We start from the raw sequence: 19,370 nt of genomic DNA on the forward strand, positions 1-19,370 counted from the left end.
TCACCCGGCGTCCGCTTCGCGCACTGCGCGCACGAACGCCGCCATCCGGGCGTGATCCTTCACGCCCTTGGCGCCCTCCACTTCGATGCCGCTCGAGACATCGACAGCGAACGGACGCAGCTGACGGATCGCGTCACCGACGTTTTGCGCGTTCAACCCACCACTCAAAACGGCCCGACGCGCGAGCTCTGCTGGAATAAGTGACCAATCGAAGACCTTGCCGCTGCCACCGTAGTCCGGCACGAGGGTGTCGAACAGGAGGCCGCGCGCTTTCGAATAATGAAGTGCCGATTCTACCAAATCGGCCGATTGCGTCGAGGGGCCGACACGCACCGCGCGCAACCACGGCAGGCGTGCCGCGCGGCCCAGCGCGTCGCATTGCTCGGGCGTCTCGTCGCCGTGGAATTGCAGCAGCGTGAGCGGCACGTCGCGCACGACCGCCTCGATCTCGTCGGCGGTCGCGTTCACGAACAGGCCGACGACCGACACGAACGGCGGCGCGAGGCGCGCGAGTTCGGCCGCCTGCGCGATCGTCACCGCGCGCGGGCTCTTCGGGTAGAACACGAGGCCGATCGCGTCGGCGCCGAGCGCCGCCGCGTGCAGCACGTCGTCGGGGCGCGACAGCCCGCACAGCTTGATGCGCGTGCGCGGCGGTACGTCAGCCGGCGTGGAAGCGGAAGAAAGCGCGTTGTCCGTCATGTTTGTGGATCCAGATCAGCCCAGACGCCGCTCCACGGCACGCTGCCGAGGTGTGCGGGCGGGACGGCGAATTCCGCCGGGTAGCCGACATGGGCAAGATACAGCCCATCGGCCATGAACGTGGGCGCCGCGCGGTTGCGGTCGCGCCCGGCCAGCACGTCCTCGATCCACTCGGCCGGATAGCGGCCGCGGCCGACCGCGACGAGGCAGCCCATCAGGTTGCGCACCATGTGGTGCAGGAACGCGTTCGCGCGGAACCGGAAGTGAATGAAATGGCCCGAGCGCCGGATGTCGATCTGATACAGGTGCTTGACCGGCGTCTTCGACTGGCATTCCGACGACCGGAACGCCGAGAAGTCGTGCTCGCCGATCAGGTGCGCCGCGGCTGCGCGCATCGCGTCGTCGTCGAGCGGCGTGTGGATCCAGCCGGCGCGAGCGTCGAGCATCGGCGAGCGCACCGGATGCACGTACAGCGCGTAGTAGTAGGTGCGCTCGAACGCCGAGAAGCGCGCGTGGAATGCGTCCGGCATCGGCTTCGCCCACTGCACCGCGACCGTCGACGGCAGAAACGCGTTGGTGCCGCGTACCCACGAGAAGTCGGCGCGGTCCAGCTCGGTGTCGAAGTGCACGACCTGCCCGAGGCCATGCACGCCGGTGTCGGTCCGCCCCGCCACCGTCGTGTGCAGCGGCATTTGCGCGAATTCGGCCAGCGCGCGCTCGAGCGCGTCCTGCACGGTCTTGCCGTGCGGCTGCGACTGCCAGCCGCAAAACGCCGCGCCGTCGTATTGGATGCCCAGCGCGATCCGCATCACGCTTCGTCCGCCAGTTTCGCGAGCAGCGCGTGCGCATCGCGGTGCGTCGCAGCATCGTTCGCGTCGACGACTTCCTGCAGCAGCGTCCGCGCGCCCGACAGGTCGCCCAGTTCGACGTACTCGTGCGCGAGGTCGAGCTTGTTGCGCGCGATGCGCGCAAGCTCGTCCGGGGTCAGCGCCGGCAGCGCCGCGCCGGGCGCGGCCGGCAGATCGAGATCGAAATCGAGCTTCAGAGCGCCGAATTGCGCGCCGCCGAGCGGCGGCAGCGTCGGCGCAGCCGCCTGCGACGCGCCTTCATGGCCAGCCGGCGGGATATCCGCGTCCCATTCGAGGTCGTCCTCGTGGTCGGCTGAATGTTCCGGGTCCGGATGCGCCGCGCCAATTGGCGGGCGGGGTGCGACTTGACCGTTAGTTGCGATTGCGGCGCCAACAGAAAGGTCGTGCGGCGCCGAGACGTCGTCAGTCTTCGGCGAAGTCACGTCTGCCGTACGCGGCGGCAGCGGCATGTCGAGGCTGTTGAGCGCCGTAATCGCGTTCAGCAGAATCGCCTGCTGCGAGTCGGCGGCCTGCGGCGCGGACAATCCAGGCGGCGTCGATTGCTCCGACTGCTCCGACTGCGCGGACAACACCGGCGGCGCAAACGGTGCAGATTGCTCTGACGGCGTCGCCGAAGCGTCGGCGGATTGGCCGCCGACGGCATCCGCCGAGCCTGTCGCGTCGTGCGTCGCGCGATCCGCGCGCGTCGGCTCGTCGGCCGGCGCCGCATGCTCCGCTTCTTGCGCGTCGCGCGCGTCGGCCGTTTCCGCAGCAACCGCGATCGCAGCAGCCAGATGCACGTCCGCTTCCGCATCGCGCGACAGCGGCATTTCCGGCTGGACCGGCAATTCCCGCACCGTGGACGGCGTCACGTCGTCGGTGCCGGCCACACCCGATACAGCCTCCGTTGCCTCCCCCTTGGCCGCGACGTCGCCTCGGCGGGCTTTCCGGCGCTTGCGCCACATGAAGCCGGCAATCAGCACCACGGCCGCCGCACCGCCCGCGGAAACCGCACGCCAGTCGATCTGCGCGTTGGCGCCCGTCGCCGACGGTACCGCAACGGGTGCGGCCGGACGCGCGGGTGCCGCCTCAGGCTGCGCCGCGCTCGGGGTCTCGCCCGCTACCGCAGCCTCGCTCGCTGCCGGCGACGCATCGGATGCGCCGTTCGCGTTCGCAGCCGGGCGCGGCGCGGCCGGCGCCTGCGCACGGCCCGCGTCGACTGCGGCGCGATCCGCCGCGACCGGCTTGCCGATCCCGTGTTTCTGCAGTTCCATCAGCACGCGATTCTTCAGCGCGAGCAATTGCTGCAGGCTGGACGGCCGCGGCTGCGATGCGCGTGCGACCGGCGCCGCGGCCGTGGAAGCATTCGCGCCCGCCGGGCCGCCCTGCATCGACGTCATCGCCGCTTCGCTGGCGGACGAAGGCGCTGGCTGGATCGCACCGCTCCAGACGTGCGGCCCGCTCGCGCCGGCCGGTGAAGCCGCCGACTGGGCGCCGGCTTCGGACGCGCCGTGAACAGCGGACGCGCCGACGGCAGACGACGCACCAGTCGCAGCCGAAGCGTGTGCTTCGCCGGCCTGCGCCGCATGCGTCACGGATGCCGAAGGCGCAGCCGGCACGACTGACGCCGGATGCGGCGCCGACGCGGCATGCGCCGCGGGCGCCACCGGCCCCGAAGCGGGAGCCGGTGCGGCAGCCGCACCCGCTGCGGCCACCGCCGTGCCCGTTGCATCGAGCGCCGGCACCGTCAGCGTCGCGCCGACCTTCAGGCGGCTCGGATCGCGCTTCATGAACGCCTGCGGATTGGCGTCGAACAGCGCGCGCCCTGCCCGCGCGATGACGCCAGGGTCGCGCGACTGCGTAACCGCGATCGCGAGATCGTTGAGGGACTGGCCGGGCTGGGCCGTGACGGTGAGCGGCGCCGCGGAACCGGCATCGGTCGCCGCGGCGTCGCTGGCGCCGAACGCCCACGTGGACGCGGCGGTGCCGAGCGCAAGAATCGCCAGCGCGCTGCGCACCGCGCGCGCCAGCCGGGATTGACGCGGAAACAAGGAAATTCGGAACATCGTGGGCTCTATCGCCGCGCTGGCGCGCGGCTCGGATTCTCGTTGAGAAGCGTCAAAAAATCGCCGCAGAAATGCAAAAGCGCCGCGTAGAACGCGACGCTTTCGGCTTGTCTGCGCGTCGTAACCGCGTAGTTTACTTCACACGATCGGCTTCGGGCCGAATTCGTCCGCGGCGGCCGGCCGGCGAAGCTGCGCTCGTCCGACGACCGCCACTCGGCGCCGCATCCGCAGTTTATAAAAAATCCATCATCAATTGATGCAAATCCCTACAGTGATCAACCACGAAGGATGAATGACGTGGCTTATACTTCGCGTCGCATCTTCTCCTCGTGCCAAAGGAATCGATGCAAGAAGGCCCCGGCCGCGCAAGCGGTCCGGGGCCTTCGCGTTTCGGGCGCGCATCGCGGCACGGCCCTCCGGACGCTGGACGCTGGACGCTGGACACCGGACACCGGACACCGGACACCGGACACCGGACACCGGACACCACAGAATGAAAAACGCCTGCCGCCCCGTCAAGGGCGTGCAGGCGTGTCGTGAACGCGCGTCAAGCGCGCTGGATCACTTGTCGAGCAGGATGCGCAGCATGCGGCGCAGCGGCTCGGCCGCGCCCCACAGCAGCTGGTCGCCGACAGTGAACGCCGACAGGTATTCGCCACCCATCGCGAGCTTGCGCAGACGGCCGACCGGCACCGTCAGCGTGCCCGTGACGTTCGCGGGCGACAGGTCGCGCATCGACGCTTCACGCTCGTTCGGCACGACCTTGACCCAGTCGTTCGCCGACGCGAGGATGCCGTTGATCTCGTCGAGCGGCACATCCTTCTTCAGCTTGATCGTCAGCGCCTGCGAGTGGCAGCGCATTGCGCCGATCCGCACGCACAGGCCGTCGACCGGGATCGAACCCGGCTCGCCCATCGCCGGCTTGCCGAGGATCTTGTTGGTTTCCGCGCCGCCCTTCCACTCTTCCTTCGACATGCCGTTGCCGAGATCCTTGTCGATCCACGGAATCAGCGAACCGGCGAGCGGCACGCCGAAGTGGCTGGTCGGCATTGCGTCGCTGTTCATTGCGGCCAGCACGCGGCGGTCGATGTCGAGGATCGCCGACGCCGGATCGGCGAGCTGCTCCTTCACCGCGCCGTTCAGCGCGCCCATCTGCGACAGCAGCTCGCGCATGTTCTGCGCGCCCGCGCCCGATGCGGCCTGGTAGGTCATCGCCGTCATCCAGTCGACGAGGTTCTCGCGGAACAGGCCGCCGAGCGCCATCAGCATCAGGCTGACCGTGCAGTTGCCGCCGATGAAGTTCTTCGTGCCCTTGACCAGCGCGTCCTTGATCACGTCGAGGTTGACCGGATCGAGGATGATGACCGCGTCATCGCTCATCCGCAGCGACGACGCCGCGTCGATCCAGTAGCCGTTCCAGCCGGCCGCACGCAGCTTCGGGAACACGTCGTTCGTGTAGTCACCGCCCTGGCACGTGATGATCACGTCGCACTTCTTCAGCTCGTCGACGTTGGTCGCGTCCTTGAGCGTAGTCTCGTTTTTCGCGAACGACGGCGCCTTGCCGCCCGTGTTGCTGGTGCTGAAAAACACCGGTTCGATCAGGTCGAAATCGCCCTCTTCCTGCATGCGCTGCATCAGGACGCTGCCGACCATGCCGCGCCAACCTACGAGACCTACGTTCATGACTAACCCTTTGAATGGAGCTTCCCCGCCATTTCCGTCCCCGGCGTGACCGCGCGGGGAAACAGGCGGGCACCGACGGACGATCAGCGTTTAATGATCGTTTTCGTGGTAATGGTTTTCGTGATGACGATGACGCGCGTAACCGCACGGGCAGTGTTGCCGTGGGTTTTCAGGACCGGGGAGATCAGGGAAATCAGCGCCATCGCTCGAGTCTACACAAAGCCGGTTGGCCGCACAACGGCCCACCGCGCGCGAACGGGCCGATTTTGCGGCTCGTTCGCGCCCTTTCTACGTTATTGCTTGCGTTGCTGCCGCACCGCTTACAGCGCCGCGACCACCGCGTCGCCCATCGCCGCGGTGCCGACCTGCTGGCAGCCCGGCGTCGCGATGTCGCCCGTGCGGTAGCCCTGTTCGAGCACCGTTTTCACCGCGCGCTCGATGCGATCGGCCTGCTCCGCACGATTCAGCGAGTAGCGCAGCATCATCGCGGCCGACAGGATCGTCGCGAGCGGGTTCGCGATGCCCTTGCCCGCGATGTCCGGCGCCGAACCGTGCGACGGCTCATACAGGCCCTTGTTGTTCTTGTCGAGCGACGCCGACGGCAGCATGCCGATCGAGCCGGTCAGCATCGACGCTTCATCCGACAGGATGTCGCCGAACATGTTGCCGGTGACGATCACGTCGAACTGCTTCGGCGCCTTCGCGAGCTGCATCGCCGCGTTGTCGACGTACATGTGCGACAGCTCGACGTCCGCGTATTCCTTCGACACGTCGATCATGATGTCGCGCCAGAACTGCGACGTCTCGAGCACGTTCGCCTTGTCGACCGACAGCAGCTTCTTCGCGCGCTTTTGCGCGGCCTGGAATGCGACGTGCGCGATGCGGCGCACTTCCGGCTCCGAATAGCGCATCGTGTCGAAGCCCTCGCGCGCACCGGCGAACGGGCCGTCCGGCGCCGCACGCACGCCGCGCGGCTGGCCGAAGTAGATGTCGCCGTTCAGTTCGCGCACGATCAGGATGTCGAGGCCCGCGACCAGTTCGGCTTTAAGCGGCGATGCGTCGACGAGCTGCGGATAGCAGATCGCCGGGCGGAAGTTCGCGAACAGCTCGAGATGCTTGCGCAGGCCGAGGATCGCCTGCTCGGGACGCAGCGCGCGCTCCAGCGAGTCGTATTTCCAGTCGCCGACCGCGCCGAACAGGATCGCGTCCGCGTCCTTCGCGAGCTTCAGCGTCGCGTCCGGCAGCGGGTGGCCGCTCGCCTCGTAGCCCGCGCCGCCGACCGGCGCTTCTTCCAGTTCGAACTTCTCGTCGAGTGCGTTCAGCACCTTCACAGCTTCCTTGACGATTTCCGGACCGATGCCGTCGCCGGGCAGCACTGCAATCTTCATGCGTTATTCCTGACTGGGTAGGTTGTGAATGCCGGGGCCGGTTCGCGCCCATGACGGACTTGCGAACGTGCCCCGCCGGCGAACGCGCGGTGCGTCCGCCCGAAGGACGACGTCAGCCGACCAGCTTGTGGTTCAGCCACGGCTGCTTCGCGAGGCGCTCGGCCTCGAACTGGCGGATCTTGTCCGCGTGGCGCAGCGTGAGGCCGATGTCGTCGAAGCCGTTCAGCAGGCAGTACTTGCGGAACGCGGTGATCTCGAACGGATACTCGCGGCCGTCCGGTGCGCGCACGACCTGCGCGTCGAGATCGATCGTCAGCTGGTAGCCGTTGAACGCGTACGTGTCGTTGAACAGGTGATCGACCTGCTGCTCGGTCAGCACGATCGGCAACAGGCCGTTCTTGTAGCAGTTGTTGAAGAAGATGTCGGCAAAGCTCGACGCGATGATCGCGCGGAAGCCGTACTGCTGCAGCGCCCACGGCGCGTGCTCGCGCGAGCTGCCGCAGCCGAAGTTCTTGCGTGCGAGCAGGACCGATGCGCCCTGGTAGCGCGGCTGGTTCAGCACGAAATCGGGGTTCAGCGGACGCTTCGAGTTGTCCTGGCCCGGCTCGCCGTGATCGAGGTAACGCCATTCGTCGAACGCGTTCGGCCCGAAGCCCGTGCGCTTGATCGACTTCAGGAACTGCTTCGGGATGATCGCGTCCGTGTCGACGTTCTCGCGATCGAGCGGCGCCACGACGCCGGTATGCACAATGAATTTTTCCATGATCCGTCTCGTTACCCCAGCTTGCGAATGTCGACGAAATGGCCTTCGATCGCCGCCGCCGCCGCCATCGCCGGGCTGACGAGGTGCGTGCGGCCGCCCGCGCCCTGCCGGCCTTCGAAGTTGCGGTTCGACGTCGATGCGCAGCGCTCGCCCGGCTCGAGACGATCGGCGTTCATTGCGAGGCACATCGAGCAGCCCGGCTCGCGCCATTCGAAGCCCGCTTCCGTGAACACCTTGTCGAGCCCTTCGTGCTCGGCCTGCGCCTTCACGAGGCCCGAGCCCGGCACGACCATCGCGAGGCGCACGTTCGACGCGACGCGGCGGCCGAGCTTCTTCACGACGTACGCCGCGGCGCGAATGTCCTCGATGCGCGCGTTCGTGCACGAGCCGATGAAGATCTTGTCGACCTTGATCGCCTCGATCGGCGTGTTCGGCTCGAGCGCCATGTAGGCCAGCGCACGCTCCATCGCGTCACGCTTGACCGGATCCTTCTCGCGCTCGGGATCGGGCACGCGGCCGTCGATCGACGTGACCATCTCCGGCGACGTGCCCCACGTGACCTGCGGCACGATCTCGGCCGCGTTCAGCTCGACGACGCGGTCGAACTGCGCGCCGTCGTCCGACCTGAACGAGCGCCAGTATTCGACGGCCTGGTCCCATTCCGCGCCGGACGGCACGAACGGACGGCCCTTCAGGTAGTCGATCGTCGTGTCGTCGACGGCGACCATGCCGGCGCGCGCGCCCGCTTCGATCGCCATGTTGCAGACCGTCATCCGGCCTTCCATCGTCAGCGCGCGGATCGTCGAGCCGCCGAATTCGATCGCGTAGCCGGTGCCGCCCGCGGTGCCGATCTTGCCGATGATCGCGAGCACGATGTCCTTCGCGGTGCAGCCGCGCGGCAGTTGGCCCTCGACCTTCACGAGCATGTTCTTGCTCTTCTTCTGCAGCAGCGTCTGCGTCGCGAGCACGTGCTCGACTTCCGACGTGCCGATGCCGTGCGCGAGCGCGCCGAACGCGCCGTGCGTCGACGTGTGCGAATCGCCGCACACGATCGTCATGCCGGGCAGCGTCGCGCCCTGCTCCGGGCCGATGATGTGCACGATGCCCTGGCGCACGTCGTTCATCTTGAACTGGGTGATGCCGAAGCTGTCGCAGTTCGCGTCGAGCGTGTCGACCTGCAGCTTCGAGATCGGATCAGCGATGCCGTGGCTGCGATCCGTCGTCGGCACGTTGTGGTCCGAGACGGCGAGGTTCGCACTGATGCGCCACACCGGGCGATGCGCGATCTTCAGCCCTTCGAACGCCTGCGGGCTCGTGACTTCATGCAGCAGTTGACGGTCGATGTAGAGCAACGTCGTACCGTCGTCCTCGGTGTGGACCACGTGGGAATTCCACAGTTTGTCGTAGAGAGTCTGTGCCATGGGTATGCGGGGTCGTGATGACTTCAAGCCTTGCGGATGCGGTCGATTATGCCATGCAGATCGCGCTCCGGCGCGGCGGAATTGAGAAAAAACCCATTAAAAACAGTGGTTTGGCTGGTAGTGCCAATACCTGTATCGGCATTACCCGGCAATCGCGGCGCGCGGGCCGGCATCGTGTGCACCGCACGCCGCTCGCGTTCAGCGGTGCGCGCGAGCGGACTCGAGCGCATCGAGCAGCGCCTTCGCGTCGCGCAGATCGGCCGTGTCGAAGCCTTCGGTAAAGCGGCCATACACGTCCGACAGCGCTTGCCGGGCCTCGTCGATCCGGCCCGCACGCTGCCACAGGCGCGCAAGGCTCGATGCCGCGCGCAATTCCAGCGAACGGGCACCCTGATCGCGCGCCACGGCGATCGCCTTGAGAAAGCACGCTTGTGCCGCGTCGCTGCAAGCGGATGACGATGCGCCCGCGCCGTCTTCCGGTGAACCGTGCATCGCGTTTCCCGTGAGCATCGCGCTCCCCTTCAGACGGTGCAGTTCGGCCTCGAAACAACGTTCGCCTGTCCTCGCGACGATCGCCATCGCCTCGTCGAGCAGCGCCGCGCCGGCGTCCGCATCGCCCGCGCGCTGGCAGCGGTCGGCCGCGAGCGACAGAAAATACGAGCGCTGATCCACGCCGCCGGCTGCCCGTCCCGCCGCGAGACCTTCGCGCATCTGTGCGATGCCTTCCAGCAGGCCGCCCCGCTCGGTCAGCGCCCAGCCGCGGAAAATCGCTCCCCATGCGAGCCAGTACGGCAGCCCCAGTTCGGTCGCGACGGTGAAGAGCGCCTCCGCATGCTCGCGCGTCGGCTCGACCTCGCGCCGCAGCTGATGCAGCTCGGCCGCGTAAGCCAGCGTGAACGCCAGCGTCGGACCATAAGCGAGCTTCTGAGCGAGCGCCAGCGCTTCCAGGATCCGCGCGTGCGCCTGATCGGGGTATCCCTGCAGCCACGAGAGCAGCGCGAGAAAGTTCAGGGCCCGGATGCCCGGATCCACGCCGTGCGCAAACACGTGCGCCTGATGCTGTTCGGGGTCGTAGATCGCCAGTGCCTGTTCGAGGTGGACACGGGCGCGATCGAAATCCCCCTGCAGAAACAGGCATGCGCCGAGTGCGCCATGCGCCTCCAGCAGCAGGCCCGGATCCTTCGCGCTGCGCGCCGTGCGCAGCATCTGCTTGCCGAGTTCGCGCGCCGTCGCATACTCGGCGCGCGTCATGAAGTGGATCCTCAATCCCAATTGGGCCGCGAAGCGCTGCGACATGTCGCCGGCCTGCTCGCACAGCGCCATCGCGCGCGAGTAAGTCGCGGCCACCTCGGGCGTGCCATAGCCCCGCACATCCATCAGCACGGGGCCCAGCGCGAGCAGCAGCGCCAGCTCCTGTTGCGCGCGCGCGGGCGTGTCCGGCAGGCGTTTCAGCAACTCCAGCGCCGCGCCGAGATGATGCATCGCATCCGGATGCGCCGCGTGGCGGAGCGCCTGCTGGGCCGCGCGATGCAGGTACTCGACGGCCTTCGGAAGATTGCCGCTCAGGCTGTAGTGATGCGCGAGTTCGCTGCAGTAATCGGCGATCCGCGTCGGAAACAGCGCCTCGATCGCCTGCGCGGTGCGCTCGTGCAGCGCGTTGCGCCGCTCCGTGAGCAGCGAATGGCCGGCCACTTCCTGCGTCAGCGCATGCTTGAACGAGTAATCCACTTCCGGGAACGCGGGCCGCTCGTAGATGAACTCGGCGGCTTCCAGGTGGGCCAGCAACCGGCGCAGGTCGTCGTCCGTGTGCGCGACGCGCTCGCCGCAAATGCGCCGGATCAGGCTGAACGGAAACTCCTTGCCGATCACCGCGAGCGTCTGCAGCAGTTCCTTCTCCGCGACAGGGAGCCGGTCGATACGGGCCGCGAGCACACCTTCGACCGTGGTCGGGATGTGCAGCGCGGCCGGTGTCCGCACGATCCGGTAGCGGCCCGGTTCGCCGACGAGCGTCTGCTCCTCGACGAGCGCCTGGACCACTTCCTCCATGAAAAACGGATTGCCCTCCGTCTTCTCGAGGATCAGTTGCCTGATGGGGCCGAGCCCCGGATCGTCGCCGAGCAACGCGGTGAGCAGCCCCTGCGCCTCGGCCGGGCCCAGCGGTTCGAGCCGCAACTGGGTGCAATGATCCGCGGATGGCCAGCCCGGCCGGTACTCGGGCCGGTAGTTCACGAGCAGCAGGATCCGCGTGTCCGACACCTGTTCGATCAGGCAGGCAAGAAAGGCTTCAGTCTCGCGATCGAGCCATTGCAGATCCTCGAACAGCAGCTCGATCGGCTGGTCGCGGCTCTCGCGCGTCAGCAGCCGGATGATCGCGTCGAGCGTGCGATCGCGCCGGACCCGCGGATCCATCTCGGCGAGCGCCGAACCAGGTTCGGCGCTGCCCAGCAGATGCAGCAGGTAAGGCACGAGTTCGTCGAAGCTGCGCTCGAGCGTCAGCGCCTTGCCCATGACTTTTTCCCGGCAGCGCCGTTCGTCATCGTCCGCGGCGATCTGGAAATAGTTCTTCAGCAGTTCGATCAGCGGCAGGTTCGCAAACGCCTTGCCGTGCGACACCGAGAAGGTTTCGAGCACCAGACAGCCGCGCCGCGAGCGCGCCTTGAATTCATGGAACAGCCGCGACTTGCCGACCCCCGCCTCGCCGACCACCGCGACGACCCGCCCGCGGCCCGCCTTGGCCTCCTCCAGCGCGCCGTGCAGGTGTTCCAGTTCGGCGTCGCGGCCGACGAACCGCGCAAGGCCGCGATGCGCGGACAATTGCAGCCGCGTGCGCAGCGCGCCGGGACCCAGCACCTCGTACACCGACAGCGGCTCGGGAATGCCCTTGACCTGGGTGGCCCCGAGCGCCTTGAACTCGAAATAGCCTTCGGCCAGCTTGTGGGTCGAATCGCTGACGAGGATCGACGACGGCGTCGCGATTCCTTCCATCCGCGACGCAATGTGGATCGTATGCCCGACCGGGTCGTAATCGGTATGCAGGTCGTCCGTGCGGATCGAGCGCACGACGACTTCCCCGGTATGCACGCCGACGCGAATCTGCAGCGGAATGCCCTTCTCCAGACGAATCCGGTCGCCATGCCGGCGCATCGCGTCCTGCATCCGCAGCGCCGCGAACAGCGCACGCTGCGGATGGTCCTCGTGAGCGATCGGCGCGCCGAACAGCGCGAGGATGCCGTCGCCGAGCGACTTGGCCACGTAGCCTTCGTAGTAGTGGACCGCTTCCATCATCAGCGCGACGACAGGCTCGATCAGGCGGTGCGCCTCTTCCGGGTCGAGGTCGTGGATCAACGCGGTCGAACCGGCCATGTCCGCGAACAGCGCGGTGACGGTCTTGCGCTCGCCGGCGGTCTCGCCCCGCGCTTCCATTGCCGCCTGTTCGGCGAGGATGCGCTCGGCGAGGTGGTGCGGCGTGTAATGAATCGGCGGGACCGGTGCGACCGAGGGTGCGGAAACCGTCTCCGCGCTCGGCGCGGGTTCCGCACGCGCATCGGCCAGCGGCGCGCCGCATGCATTGCAGAATCTGGCGGAAGGGCTGGCCTCGTGGCCGCAGCGTGGACAGGTACGCGACAGCATGGCCCCGCACGCTTCGCAGAAGCGGGCCCCGGCGAGGTTCTCGGATCCGCAGTTTGCGCAGTACATACCACCTCTTCTCCTGCCGGGGCCAGCGCTTAAACATTATGCGCGGTGCCCGTCTGCGGCAAGGTTCGGGTGGGGCGACAGCGCGGACAGATTGCGCACGCACGGCGCGGCGCGCACGCAGTGGCGCGACGGCCTGCCTCGCGCTGTCTTTCACCGGATCAGGGCCTGTTCACGCCAATAACGGGCCCTGATCCTCGCGTGACTGCCCGGCCGGCCGAACCGCGAAGTGTTCTTCGCGATGCGGCGCGGTGATTTCGCGCAAGCGCTGCTTGCGCGGCTGCGGAGACGGCGCTTTCATGCACTCGCACCGGGCCGGACATCACGCCAGGGTTCGCGTCCGGTGCGCCACGTCACTGACCGCCCTCCAGGCGAAGCTGAATCTTGTTCGTCACCGACGTCACGCCCGCCACCTTGCGCGCCGCGTCCTCCGCGGCCTTGCCCTGCCCCTCGTCGGTCATGAATCCCGCGAGCGTCACCTCGCCGCTCTTGGCTTTCGCGAACACGGTGACCTGCGCATTGCCGATGCCGGGCGACTTCACGATCGCCAGCCGCACCTTTTTCGCGAATGCACGGTTCGCCGCGCGTTCCGCCTTTTTCACTGAATGCGGCGACGTGGATGTGGCCGGGGCGGCTTGCATTCCGGGCGCCGCGGCATCGGACGCCGCCGATTGCGCGTGACACGCCAGCGACGACAACAGCGTAATGCCTGCAACAACGATCATGCTACGTGCGTTCATCATCTTCTCCTCGACAAGGTCAAACGGTAGAAAACGAAGCGGCGGCCGAAGCACGCCGCGCACCGACACAGCGCACGACGACGGCGCACGGGGGGATCTGCCGGGCACCGCGCGCCATGGAAGGCTCGTCAGTGTTGCACGATTTCCGCCGACGCGGCGCGAACGTGCAAACCGGCGCGCATCGCATGCCACATCGCGATCGTGCTCGAGCCTCGCGCGCCACGCGCCCGGACGCCGCCTGCCCGGCAGGCCGGCATGATGCCGGCCCATTCGTCCGGACATTCGCGATCGATCCGGTCGAACCGTACGATGCCGGGCTGCGCGGCAACGCAGCCCCCGAACCCTCTGCGCAATTGCCCGACCCGCGGTTACCCGACCGGCAGTTGCCCAACCCGCAGTGGCCCAACCAATTCCCGGCCCGATACGAGGAAACGGGAATCGGCTTCGATCGAATCGTCAGGCGCTTTAGAATCCGTTTCAGACCATCGGCGCAACGCCGCCCCGGCTCGAATCGCGGAGAAAACGACGCTGCAACCGGGCACGCCGGGCGTTTCCTGGACTGCCATTGGCCGCCGGGTATCCGCCGTGTTGCCGGGCAGCCACCGGCTCCCTCCGTCGGCGTGCCGATGCAACGGACAGGAGAACAGCATGCGTTACGAACTCTATTACTGGCCTGACATCCAGGGCCGCGGCGAATTCGTGCGACTCGCGCTCGAAGCCGCCGAAGCGGAATACGTGGACGTCGCGCGCCGCTCCGGGCGCGGCATGGGCGTGCCGGCGATGATGCGCGTGATGTCCAGCGCATCGGTGGAATGCGTGCCGTTCGCGCCGCCGTTCCTGAAGGCCGGCGACCAGATCGTCGGGCAGACCGCGAACATCCTGCTGTTCCTCGGCGCGCGGCACGGCCTCGCGCCGACGGACGAAGCCGGGCGGCTATGGGTGCATCAGCTTCAACTGACGGTGAGCGACTTCGTCACCGAGATCCACGACACGCATCACCCGATCGCGAGCGGCCTGTATTACGAAGACCAGATGCCGGAAGCCGCCGCGCGCGCGAAGGATTTCCTCGCGCATCGCCTGCCGAAGTTCCTCGGCTATTTCGACAGCGTGCTCGAACGGAATCCGCACAAGCGCGGCTACCTCGCGGGCGACGCGCTGAGCTACGCCGATCTGTCGATGTTCCAGCTGATCGAGGGCCTGCGCTACGCATTCCCGAAAGCGATGGCCCGCGTCGAGCGCAAGCATGCGGGGCTGGTCGGGCTGCACGACCGGGTCGCGGAGCATCCGCCCATCGCGCGCTATCTCGCGTCCGAACGGCGCATCCCGTTCAACGACATGGGGATCTTCCGGCACTATCCCGAACTGGACAAATAGCGTCGGCGCGCTCCCCGATTAGCGGTTCCCGCCGCAGGCCGTACCAGAGCGCGACGAACAGCGGAATCCACACGTAGATCGACAGCACCTCCATCCAGTCGATGCGGGCCGCGAAGAACGCCTGATAGTCCTGCCCGCGCGAGATCACGATGCAGATCGCGATCGCGAACAGCGGCCCGAACGGAAACCACTTCGCGCGGTACGGCAACTGGTCGAGCCGGTAGCCCTGCTTCAGGAAGCCCTTGCGGAACCGGTAGTGGCAGACCGCGATGCCGAGCCACGCGATGAACCCCGTGATGCCGACCGTATTCAGCAGCCACAGATAGATGCTCTGGTTGTTCGCCAGCGACGTGAGGAAACACAGCCCGCCCACCGCCATCGTCGCGTACAGCGCGTTGCGCGGCACGCCGCCCGGCGACAGCGTCGCGAACATCGCGGGCACGCGCCCTTCCGATGCGAGGTTGTACAGCATCCGCGTGGCCGCGTAGGTGCCGGAATTGCCGGCCGACAGCACCGCCGTGAGAATCACGAGATTCATCGCGCCGGCCGCGAGCGGGAAACCCGCGTGGCTGAACACCCGTGTGAACGGGCTCACGCCGATGTCGGTCACGTCGCTCTTCAGCAGGTTCGGGTCCGTGTACGGTATCAGCAGCCCGATCACGAAGATCGCGAGCACGTAGAACAGCATGATCCGCCAGAATATCTGCTTGACCGCGCGCGGGATCGTCTTGCGCGGGTTTTCCGATTCGCCGGCCGTGATCCCGACCAGCTCGGTCCCGAGAAACGAGAATCCCGCGATCAGCGCGACGCTCATCATCGCGTGCACGCCGCCGACGAACGGCGCGTCGCCCGTCGTGAAATTGCGCCAGCCGACCGCGTGTCCGTTGCCGATCGCGCCGGCCGCGATCAGCAGCCCGGCGGCGATGAACGCGATCACCGTGACGACCTTGATCAGCGAGAACCAGTACTCGGATTCGCCGAAGCCGCGCACGGACAGCGTGTTCGCAGGAAGATCAGCACGAGGAACGCCGCGCCCCACCAGACGCCCGGCACGCCGGGAAACCAGTAGCGCATCACGATCTGCGCGGCCACGAGCTCGATCGCGATCGTCACGGCCCAGCTGTACCAGTAGGTCCAGCCGAGCGCAACGCCAAAGCCCTCGTCGACGTACTTCTCGCCGTAGATCGCGAACGAGCCCGAAACCGGCATCAGCGCGGCCATTTCACCGAGGCCCGTGACGACGAAATAGACCATCAGCCCGATCGCGATGTACGCGGCGATCGCGCCGCCCGGCCCCGCCTGCGCAACCGACGCGCCGGACGCAACGAACAGGCCGGTGCCGATCGAGCCGCCGATCGCGATCATCGCGATATGGCGGCTCTGCAGACGGCGCTTCAGTGTCGTCGACGACGGGGAAACCGACCGCTCTGTCGCTTGCAAAGCGTCCATAGTGTTCACCTTGAAAAATTCGATCAAATCTATTTGATTCGGTATGCAAAGCAAACGACCCGGTTTCCCGCGTCGCTCGCAAGATGGTTCAGGTCGCGCCCGACGTACCCATCGATGCACGCATCACGCGGCGGACGACGGACAACCGCGCCGCGCAAAACACACCGGAACCGCGGCCCGACCAGGACGACGGCGCCGATATCCGCAGCGCCCGCCCTGCACCACCGGCCGCGTCAAGCGGCGCTGCGCTTGATCACCTGCAGTTCGGCCGTCGTCACGATCTTCTCGATCCTGTAGCGCGAGCTCTCGAGCCACCGGTTCGCGATGCGGCGGTATTCGTCGAGATCCTCACACGCGAGCCGCACGAGGAAATCGAACGTGCCGCTGACGAGCCAGCAATCGAGCACCGCAGGATTCGCTCGCATCTCCTCTTCGAACGGCACCTGCGAGCGCCCGTGATCGGCGAGCACTATCTGCGCAAGCACGACGATCGGCTTGGTCTCGCGCGGCGCGTTGATCACCGCGCGGTACCCTTCGATGATCCCGAGCGCCTCGAGCCGCTCGACGCGCGCCTGGCACGGCCGCGGCGTCAGGTTGACGAGCTCGGACAGCTTCCGGTACGAGATTCGCCCGTCGTTGCGCAGAATGTCGAGGATCCGGAGATCGATCTTGTCGAGCTGCATCTTCTTGTCGGGCATCCGCGTTCGCTCCGGTCGGGTCGTGGTCTGCGCACGGAGCGCCAACCGCCCCGCGCGCGCGCCACATTATCCGACCGAACCGGACCACGCGCCATCGGCTAGAACCGCAGCGACAGGCAGGTCAGCCCGCCATCCATCTTGCGGAACTCGCTCGTGTCGATCACGTGCAGCGGCAGGCCGAGCGTCTCGAGGCTCGCATGCACGCGCGGATAGCCGGCCGGCGTGATCAGCGCGTCGTTCACGCGCAGCGTGTTGCCCGCGTATTCGTCGGCCGGCGCGACGACGATCCGGCGAAACCCGGCGAATGCCGGATGGCCGGCCAGCGCTTCGTTGACGAGCAGCGTGTCGTCGCCGACGCTGTTGACGACCGACTTCAGGTGCAGCCCGTCACCCACCGGCACCGCGACGACCGTGTAGCCGTACGGCGACACGAGCGATGCAAAGGCCTCGATGCCGTCGGCGTCGGTGCGGCCGGTCAGGCCGATGTAGAAACGCTTGCCGACGAGCATCACGTCGCCGCCGTCGAGCCGGCCCGTGCGCATCGGCAGCAATTCGCGATGCGCGGCAAGCGCCGCTTCGATGTGCGCGATTTCACCGCGCCGCGCCGGCGCGCCGGGACGCGTGATCACCGCGAATTCCGGCGTGACGACGGCGACATCCTCGACGAAGTGCGAATCGGGAAACGCGTCGAGCGGCGGCAGTTCGGTCAGCTCGACGCCGAGCTTGCGCAGCGTTTCGCAGTATCCGTGGAACTGCGTCAGCGTCTTGTCGTGATCGGGTGCGCCGAGCTGTGCGGTGGTGAGGCCAGCGCCGCACGACGGCGCGGGACGGCGGACGATCGCTTGCGTGAAATACATCGACTCCTCCATGGTCAAGGGGACGGCTGGCGCGACCTGCGGTGTCGCCGCCCGGGTTCCAGACCATTATCGGAAGTCAAAATACGCCAACTGCGTCGATTTCGGCTGCGCTCACAGCCGATTGCGTCGAATTGCGCATCGCCCGCAGCCGAATCGGCAAACGCTCGCGCGCGATCCGGCGGCGCCCGCCTTCGCTCGAATGCCCGGTCGCCGAGACAGGTAAAACGCGCAAAAAAAACACCCCGGCGGGATAAACCCACCGGGGTGTCTTGACGTTGCGCTTCGCCCGACGCGAACGGCCCGAAGGCCATTCGCGCCGCGGACCGCTTAGCGTGCGCTGATCGGCTTCGCTTCGCGCGGCGTGTCGCCGATGAAGAGCTGACGCGGACGGCCGATCTTTTGCTCCGGATCCGCAATCATTTCGTTCCACTGCGCAATCCAGCCGACGGTACGCGCCATCGCGAAGATGCAGGTGAACATCGACGTCGGGATGCCCAGCGCGCGCTGGACGATGCCCGAGTAGAAGTCGACGTTCGGGTACAGCTTGCGCGACACGAAGTATTCGTCTTCCAGCGCGATCTTCTCGAGCTGCATCGCGAGCTTGAACAGCGGGTCGTCGTGCAGGCCCAGTTCGGTCAGCACTTCGTAGCACGTCTCGCGCATCAGCTTCGCGCGCGGGTCGTAGTTCTTGTACACGCGGTGGCCGAAACCCATCAGCTTCACGCCCGAGTTCTTGTCCTTCACCTGCTTGATGAATTCGGGGATGTTGTCCGGCGAGCCGATCTGCTCGAGCATGTTCAGCGCGGCTTCGTTCGCGCCGCCGTGCGCCGGGCCCCACAGGCAGGCGATACCGGCCGCGATACACGCGAACGGGTTCGCGCCCGACGAACCGGCCAGACGGACGGTCGACGTCGATGCGTTCTGCTCGTGGTCGGCGTGCAGGATCAGGATGCGGTCGAGCGCGCGGACGAGCACGTCGTTGACCTTGTACTCCTCGCACGGGTTCGAGAACATCATGTGCATGAAGTTCGCGCTGTACGACAGCGAGTTCTTCGGATACACGAACGGCTGGCCGATGCTGTACTTGTACGCCATCGCGACGAGCGTCGGCAGCTTCGCGATCATGCGGATCGCCGACACTTCGCGGTGACGCGGGTCGTTGATGTCGAGCGAGTCGTGGTAGAACGCCGACAGCGCGCCGACTGCGGCGACGAGAATCGCCATCGGGTGCGCGTCGCGGCGGAAACCGCGGAAGAAGAAGTGCATCTGCTCGTGCACCATCGTGTGCTTCGTGACGGTGTCGACGAATTCCTTCTTCTGCGCTTCGTTCGGCAGTTCGCCCTTCAGCAGCAGGTAGCAGCTTTCAAGGAAGTCCGCGTTCTGTGCGAGGTTGTCGATCGGGTAGCCGCGATACAGCAGCTCGCCCTTGTCGCCGTCGATGTACGTGATCGCCGAATTACAAGCTGCCGTCGACATGAAGCCCGGGTCGTACGTGAACTTGCCGGTCTGGCCGTACAGCTTGCGGATGTCGATTACGTCCGGGCCCATGGTGCCCTTGTAGATCGGCATTTCGACGCTCGGCGAATTGTCGCTGAACGATAGCGTGGCTTTTACATCAGACGGAGTCATGGCACATCCTCAATCGAAATATAGAAACGGGATTCGATAACGGGCGTAACGCGGTTAGACGT

16 protein-coding genes and 1 pseudogene are annotated in these 19,370 nt (G+C 66.9%); 2 read left to right on the forward strand and 15 right to left on the reverse strand.

Annotated elements, in window-relative coordinates; all coding sequences use genetic code 11:
• The 11 genes from ACV22Z_RS13940 to ACV22Z_RS13990 all read right to left on the reverse strand — a co-directional run bounded on the left by ACV22Z_RS13940 (position 1) and on the right by ACV22Z_RS13990 (position 13,355).
• On the reverse strand, positions 1 to 699 hold the full coding sequence (locus ACV22Z_RS13940) for a phosphoribosylanthranilate isomerase (RefSeq protein WP_448076860.1): 699 nt from the start codon (positions 697 to 699) through the stop codon (positions 1 to 3).
• Positions 696 to 1,508, reverse strand: coding sequence for a tRNA pseudouridine(38-40) synthase TruA (gene truA / locus ACV22Z_RS13945; RefSeq protein WP_448076861.1), 813 nt, complete (start codon positions 1,506 to 1,508; stop codon positions 696 to 698). The genes ACV22Z_RS13940 and truA overlap by 4 nt, the downstream gene beginning before the upstream one ends.
• The gene (locus ACV22Z_RS13950) at positions 1,508 to 3,613 is read right to left on the reverse strand and encodes a FimV/HubP family polar landmark protein (protein ID WP_448076862.1); all 2,106 of its coding nucleotides are present in this window, start codon (positions 3,611 to 3,613) and stop codon (positions 1,508 to 1,510) included. Before ACV22Z_RS13950 ends, truA begins: the two co-directional genes overlap by 1 nt.
• A gap of 561 nt (positions 3,614 to 4,174) precedes the next feature.
• Entirely contained in the window at positions 4,175 to 5,296 is a 1,122-nt protein-coding gene (gene asd, locus ACV22Z_RS13955) for an aspartate-semialdehyde dehydrogenase (protein WP_448076863.1), read from the reverse strand.
• 83 nt (positions 5,297 to 5,379) lie between these two features.
• Positions 5,380 to 5,499: a 3-isopropylmalate dehydrogenase gene (locus ACV22Z_RS13960; RefSeq protein ID WP_448076864.1), complete on the reverse strand. Its 120-nt coding sequence runs from the start codon at positions 5,497 to 5,499 to the stop codon at positions 5,380 to 5,382.
• A gap of 117 nt (positions 5,500 to 5,616) precedes the next feature.
• Complete coding sequence (leuB, locus tag ACV22Z_RS13965; protein WP_448076865.1) at positions 5,617 to 6,684, reverse strand: 3-isopropylmalate dehydrogenase; 1,068 nt, start codon at positions 6,682 to 6,684, stop codon at positions 5,617 to 5,619.
• Between the two features lie 112 nt (positions 6,685 to 6,796).
• Positions 6,797 to 7,447, reverse strand: coding sequence for a 3-isopropylmalate dehydratase small subunit (gene leuD, locus ACV22Z_RS13970; RefSeq protein WP_448076866.1), 651 nt, complete (start codon positions 7,445 to 7,447; stop codon positions 6,797 to 6,799).
• Between the two features lie 11 nt (positions 7,448 to 7,458).
• Positions 7,459 to 8,868, reverse strand: coding sequence for a 3-isopropylmalate dehydratase large subunit (gene leuC, locus ACV22Z_RS13975; RefSeq protein WP_448076867.1), 1,410 nt, complete (start codon positions 8,866 to 8,868; stop codon positions 7,459 to 7,461).
• Between the two features lie 23 nt (positions 8,869 to 8,891).
• Positions 8,892 to 9,098 (reverse strand): hypothetical protein, encoded by a 207-nt coding sequence (locus ACV22Z_RS13980; RefSeq protein WP_448076903.1) that lies wholly within the window; start codon positions 9,096 to 9,098, stop codon positions 8,892 to 8,894.
• Positions 9,067 to 12,564: an adenylate/guanylate cyclase domain-containing protein gene (locus tag ACV22Z_RS13985; protein WP_448076868.1), complete on the reverse strand. Its 3,498-nt coding sequence runs from the start codon at positions 12,562 to 12,564 to the stop codon at positions 9,067 to 9,069. Before ACV22Z_RS13985 ends, ACV22Z_RS13980 begins: the two co-directional genes overlap by 32 nt.
• A 350-nt stretch (positions 12,565 to 12,914) precedes the next feature.
• Positions 12,915 to 13,355, reverse strand: a complete 441-nt coding sequence (locus tag ACV22Z_RS13990; protein ID WP_448076869.1) for a BON domain-containing protein — start codon at positions 13,353 to 13,355, stop codon at positions 12,915 to 12,917.
• Between the two features lie 62 nt (positions 13,356 to 13,417).
• Here ACV22Z_RS13990 and ACV22Z_RS13995 point away from each other — a divergent pair, with 62 nt between their 5' ends.
• Positions 13,418 to 13,978, forward strand: coding sequence for a hypothetical protein (locus tag ACV22Z_RS13995; RefSeq protein WP_448076870.1), 561 nt, complete (start codon positions 13,418 to 13,420; stop codon positions 13,976 to 13,978).
• Complete coding sequence (locus tag ACV22Z_RS14000) at positions 13,950 to 14,675, forward strand: glutathione S-transferase (protein WP_448076871.1); 726 nt, start codon at positions 13,950 to 13,952, stop codon at positions 14,673 to 14,675. Before ACV22Z_RS13995 ends, ACV22Z_RS14000 begins: the two co-directional genes overlap by 29 nt.
• A 28-nt stretch (positions 14,676 to 14,703) precedes the next feature.
• Here the strand turns inward: ACV22Z_RS14000 and ACV22Z_RS14005 are convergent.
• From ACV22Z_RS14005 to gltA, 4 genes and pseudogenes are all read right to left on the reverse strand, one after another.
• Positions 14,704 to 16,124, reverse strand: a pseudogene (locus tag ACV22Z_RS14005) (amino acid permease); the annotation flags it as partial.
• A 233-nt stretch (positions 16,125 to 16,357) separates the two neighbouring features.
• Positions 16,358 to 16,822, reverse strand: coding sequence for an Lrp/AsnC family transcriptional regulator (locus ACV22Z_RS14010; protein WP_448076872.1), 465 nt, complete (start codon positions 16,820 to 16,822; stop codon positions 16,358 to 16,360).
• A gap of 98 nt (positions 16,823 to 16,920) precedes the next feature.
• A complete protein-coding gene (locus tag ACV22Z_RS14015) occupies positions 16,921 to 17,679 on the reverse strand; it encodes a dimethylarginine dimethylaminohydrolase family protein (RefSeq protein ID WP_448076873.1) in 759 nt (252 codons plus the stop codon).
• A gap of 327 nt (positions 17,680 to 18,006) precedes the next feature.
• On the reverse strand, positions 18,007 to 19,308 hold the full coding sequence (gltA, locus tag ACV22Z_RS14020; protein ID WP_448076874.1) for a citrate synthase: 1,302 nt from the start codon (positions 19,306 to 19,308) through the stop codon (positions 18,007 to 18,009).
• Between the last annotated feature and the right edge of the window lie 62 nt (positions 19,309 to 19,370).

The organism is Burkholderia sp. PU8-34 (assembly GCF_053427725.1).